The 5,252-nt window shown below is 37.8% G+C and carries 2 protein-coding genes; both read left to right on the top strand.

Going from position 1 to position 5,252, the window contains the following annotated elements; genetic code table 11:
• Positions 1-264: 264 nt before the first annotated feature.
• Entirely contained in the window at positions 265-3,399 is a 3,135-nt protein-coding gene (locus E1171_RS07820; protein WP_155205453.1) for a SusC/RagA family TonB-linked outer membrane protein, read from the top strand.
• A gap of 12 nt (positions 3,400-3,411) precedes the next feature.
• Positions 3,412-4,896: a RagB/SusD family nutrient uptake outer membrane protein gene (locus E1171_RS07815; RefSeq protein ID WP_222931441.1), complete on the top strand. Its 1,485-nt coding sequence runs from the start codon at positions 3,412-3,414 to the stop codon at positions 4,894-4,896.
• Positions 4,897-5,252: the final 356 nt, after the last annotated feature.

Here is a 5,252-nt window from a genome sequence, read left to right as displayed (position 1 = left end):
TTTTAAGGAATAGTAAAAATTAGAAAATTAAAATAATATAAATCAATTAATTAGAAATTGTATTTCATAGATAAGTTATATTAAACATTAGATTATACAACAATAATAAGTCAAGTTTTTTGCTTTCAATTAAGTGTTCAAACTTAATATTTTTGTCTGAATTTACTTTGTTAGTTATATAGTTATTTATGAAATGAATTATTTTCTTTCAATAAAAAAATCTTCTTGATTATCAATTTTTGTTTAATTTTTAATCCTTTTGCTATGATTAGAAAGTTACTTTTACTAGTGTTCATGTTGACTGCCCTTGGATGGCAACAGGCAATGGCACAATCCTTAACCGTCAGTGGTACTGTTACTTCTGAAGAGGATGGTTTGGGTTTACCTGGTGTTAATGTTCTTTTGAAAGGAACCACAGTGGGAGTTCAAACCGATTTGGACGGAAAATTCAGCTTGGAAGCCCCCTCTCAGGGAAGTGTTTTGGTGTTCTCATTTGTAGGACTGGAATCCCAAGAAGTTTCTGTTGACGGAAAATCTGTGATTAATGTTTCAATGGCGCCAGATGATCAATTACTTGAGGAAGTAGTCGTAGTTGGTTATGGTACTGCCAAGAAGGGGTCTTTAACAGGCTCTTCAGTGCAAATTAACGCAGAGTCCCTTGAGAATAGGGCGCTTACCAATGTTACTTCGGCACTTGAAGGAGCTGCCGGGGTTCAGTTTGCACCTGCAAGTGGCCAGCCGGGGGAAAGTGCTGCCATTAGAATTAGAGGTATTGGATCAATCAACGGATCGAATGTACCCTTGTACGTGGTAGATGGGATGATCTTTACAGGAACCCTTGCTAGTCTTAATGCTAATGATATTGAAAGCTTTAGTATTTTGAAGGATGCTGCTTCCACGGCTATCTATGGAAGTAAAGCGGCAAATGGAGTTGTTTTAATTACTACTAAAACTGGTAGTAAAGGAAAATCAAAGGTTAGTGTTAATTTTAGTCAAGGTGCATCTTCAAGGTTTATACCGGAGTATGATCGGGTTGATGCCGGAACATATTATGAGTTGATGTGGGAATCTCTTAGAAATCGTAAGGTTTACGGTCAAGGTAAATCATTTGAAATTGCAAATCAGGAGGCATCAGAAGAGGCATATGATTTTGTAGGCGGTACTAACCCTTATGATGTTCCAAACGATCAAATTGTGGGTACCGATGGAAAACTAAATCCAGGAGCTAGTTTGATATACGAGGATTTGGATTGGGCAGAGCCTTTAATGAGGAATGGGGCAAGAACTAACTTTGATGTTTCTTTTGAAGGTGGAAATGAAAAATCAGATTATTTTGTCTCATTAGGGTATGTAAATGAAAAAGGATGGCTTAAGAGATCCAATTTTGAGCGAATTTCAGGGAGGACTAGGGTGAATTTTCAACCACAAAAATGGTTTAAGACCGGGGTGAATCTATCCGCAGCTTCTTCGAATGGAAATCAGACTCCGGATGGAGGTAGTAGCAGTTATCAAAACTCGATTCGTTCTGCAAGGTTTACGGCTCCTATTTACCCAGTTTATTTGCATAAGGAAGATGGAAGTTACGATTTGGATGAAAATGATGAAAAGCAATACGATTTGGGAGATAACAGGCTATATAACAGAGGAAGACATCCGATATATGAAAGTCTGTTGAATACCGATAATGATATTAATCTTTCTTTGAATTCCAGAGCATACATGGATTTTACCTTTTTAAAGGATTTTAAGTTTACCTTAAATGCCGGACTTGAAAAGCGAAATTATTACAATGAGTTATTTTGGAACAAAATTGTAGGGGATGGTGCTCCTAATGGCTTTTCTTACCGATTTGCATCTTATCGTACTACTAAAACTTTCAATCAATTGCTCAATTACTCCAAAACAATTGGGAAGCACAATATATCCGCACTGATTGGTCATGAGAATTTTGACTACCAGTATAATTATCTTGAGGCCGATCGAACAAAACAAATTACTGATGGGAATATTGAATTGATAAATTTTGCGGTTCCGGGGGGGGCTGAATCGGCCCAATCTCGATATACAACAGAAGGGTATTTTTTTCGTGGAAGCTATGATTTTGATGAAAAATATTTCCTTTCTGCTTCCTTTCGTAGAGATGGATCATCAAGATTTAGTAAAAAATCACGCTGGGGAAATTTTTGGTCTGTAGGAGGTGCCTGGAGGTTAGATAAAGAATTTAACTTGCCTACTTGGGCTGATATGTTAAAACTTAGGGCTTCTTACGGTCAGGTCGGTAATGATTCTCATCTAAATACTACTGCATTAGGTTTTTATGCTAGTCAGCCCTTGTTTGAATTGGGTAAAAATAACCAGGGCGAACCTGGGATATGGCTGGATCAGGTGGCTGCTCCAGACCTAGCTTGGGAGTCCAATAACCAGACAGATATAGGTCTTGAGTTTGGCTTATTTGATTATCGTATTTCCGGTACCGTTGAATACTACAATAGAGAAACTGCTGATTTGCTTTTCTATGTGCCTTTACCCGAATCAACTGGTTTGAGTGGTATTGATGCTAATGTTGGTACAATGGCCAATAGTGGATTAGAAATAACTTTATCAGGAGAAATTATTAGAAGAAAGGACTTCATTTGGCAGTTGGACTTGAATGCCTCTACACTTAAGAATAAAATAAAAGAGCTACCGCAGGAAGAAATTATTGATGATGAAAAAAGATTGTTTGTGGGAGGTGATATTTATAACTTTTACATAAGAAAATGGTATGGGGTAGACCCTGATGATGGAGCTGCTCTTTATGTTTTGGATTCAGAGGCAGATAAGGAGCATAGAGATGTACGAGTGATGGCCGATGGAACGTATGTAACAACGAATCCTAATTATGCTCAATATTACGATGCCGGGTCAGCACTTCCAGATGTATTTGGTAGCTTTACCCATACTTTCACTTATAAAGGGTTAAGTCTGGGATTGTTCTTTACTTATCAGCTTGGTGGCCAATTGCTTGATTGGAACTATACGGGTTTAATGCACCCTGGAACTGCAGGAACTGCATTACACACGGATATACTTAACCGTTGGCAAAAGCCTGGTGATGTAACTGATGTTCCAAGACTCGACTACAGCCAAGCTAGCAACTTTGTCCGTACCTATACAGACCGTTGGTTGACTAGTTCAGATTTCCTGCATCTACGACAAATTAGTTTGGCCTATGACTTACCAAGTAAGCTGATAAGCAGAACTGGTTTAGAAAGTGTAAGGATTTATGGAAATGTGGAAAATGTATTTTTACTAAATGCTCGTAATGGCCTTTGGGGAACTCAGTACCTTGGCGGGACAACCGGTAATGAAATGACTCCTTCACGGGTAATGAGTGTAGGTCTAAATGTAACGTTTTAAAAAATGAATAAAATGATAACATTAAATAGGATGAAAAGAAATTTAACTGGGTTTTTATTACTCCTTACCATGAGTTTTTCTTTTATCTCTTGTGGGGAGGATTATTTGGACGAATTACCTACGGATGCGGTTAACGCGGATGATGCTGTCTCAACTACCAGTAACTTACTCACAATAGTAAATGGTATGCACCGGATGTTATACAGCCGTGATGGGGGCCAGGGTTATGGAGGTTTGGGAACATGGCATGTCTATAATGAGGCACTGGCTGACGATATGGTTTTAAATGGTAATAGTGGTTATTGGTTTGGTGCTGCTCGATGGATTGATCATAGAACGGATATTAGTGGTTATGTGGCCCATCATTGGCGTTTCTTTTATAAACTTATTAACCATGCAAATAGAATTATCGAAGGAGCTGAAGTCGCAGAGGGTATAGAAGATGAAAGGAATTTAGTTCTGGGACAAGCTTATGCTTATAGAGCATTGGCTCATTTTAATTTAGTGCAAATGTTTGGAAAGAGATATAATGCAGGAGGTTTGAACTCACAACCAGGGATTCCATTGATGCTGGAAGTAACCCAAGAAGGAAAAGCTCGATCTTCCGTAGAAGATGTTTATGCCCAGATTAATGCCGATTTGGATCAGGCCATTTCATTGTTGACTGAGAAAAGGACTAATAAATCTCATTTTAACAAAGCTGTAGTCCAGGGATTAAAAGCCCGGGTAGCCTTGGTTCAAGGGAATTATACCGTTGCAGCAGACATGGCTGCTAAGGCAAGGGCGGGTTTCCCTTTGATGGATCAGGAGACTTACGCTTCTGGGTTTAATGATTATAATGTCGGTGAATGGATGTGGGGGGCTCATCTTAATGCTGAACAACAGGATACCTATCTTAATTGGATGGCCTGGATGTCTCGTAATTTCTCCTCAACTAACATTAGAACTAGTCCAAAATCTATCAATAGTAAGCTCTATGATTTAATTCCAGAGACTGATATTCGTAAAACTCTATTTTCACCAGACGGTGAACATCCGGATGTTACACTTTTGTCAACGCATCAAAAGTTTCCATATACATCTCAAAAATTCTTAGCTTATAACACAGGTGATAGTAGAGGAGATGTCGTATTTATGCGAGCAGCTGAGATGTATTTGATAGAAGCAGAGGCTAAAGGGAGGTTAGATGATTTTGCAGGCGCTCAGGAAGTTCTAACTGAATTGGCATTGGCAAGAGATGACAATTATGTGCCCTCAGGAAACACTGGACAGGCTCTGATTGATGAAATTCTTCTGCAAAGAAGATGGGAATTATGGGGTGAGGGCTTTAGATTTGTTGATTTGAAACGTTTGAATGCGGATCTTGATCGAAATGGTACAAATCATAATGAATCAACTATTCTTACAATGTTTGTTGAGGCCGGAGGTGATGAGTGGCAGTTTATAATTCCTATAGATGAACTTAATGCCAATGAATTAATGGAACAAAATCCCTAAGCAAATTGGACTGAAACGTGGAAATAATTAACTTAAACGCAATAATTAGTAGGTTTGAATTGAAAAAACCGCTCTTATAAAGGTGCGGTTTTTTTCTTAATACCATATCCAAAAATTTAATTTGAAAAAATGTCCACTTTAATTTGGAAAGATTATTTGTTCAAACTTTTCATCTTCAATAGGATTTTAGTATTGTTGGAGTGAAGGGGATTTAAAGTAAAACAGTTTATAAAAAACGAAAAAATAAATATTAGGAGTGCAGCAGATCTCATTAAATAGATTAGTTGATTTCAATGCAAGTAAGGTAATTAAGTTGTTAAAAGTAGGATGATGAATTAAGGGACCTTCGTTTTTTT

Origin of the sequence: Xanthovirga aplysinae, from assembly GCF_009711365.1 — a bacterium.
Lineage (GTDB): Bacteria > Bacteroidota > Bacteroidia > Cytophagales > Cyclobacteriaceae > Xanthovirga > Xanthovirga aplysinae.
The sequence above is the reverse complement of the archived record's forward strand: the minus strand, read 5'-3'. Positions and strand labels throughout refer to the sequence as shown.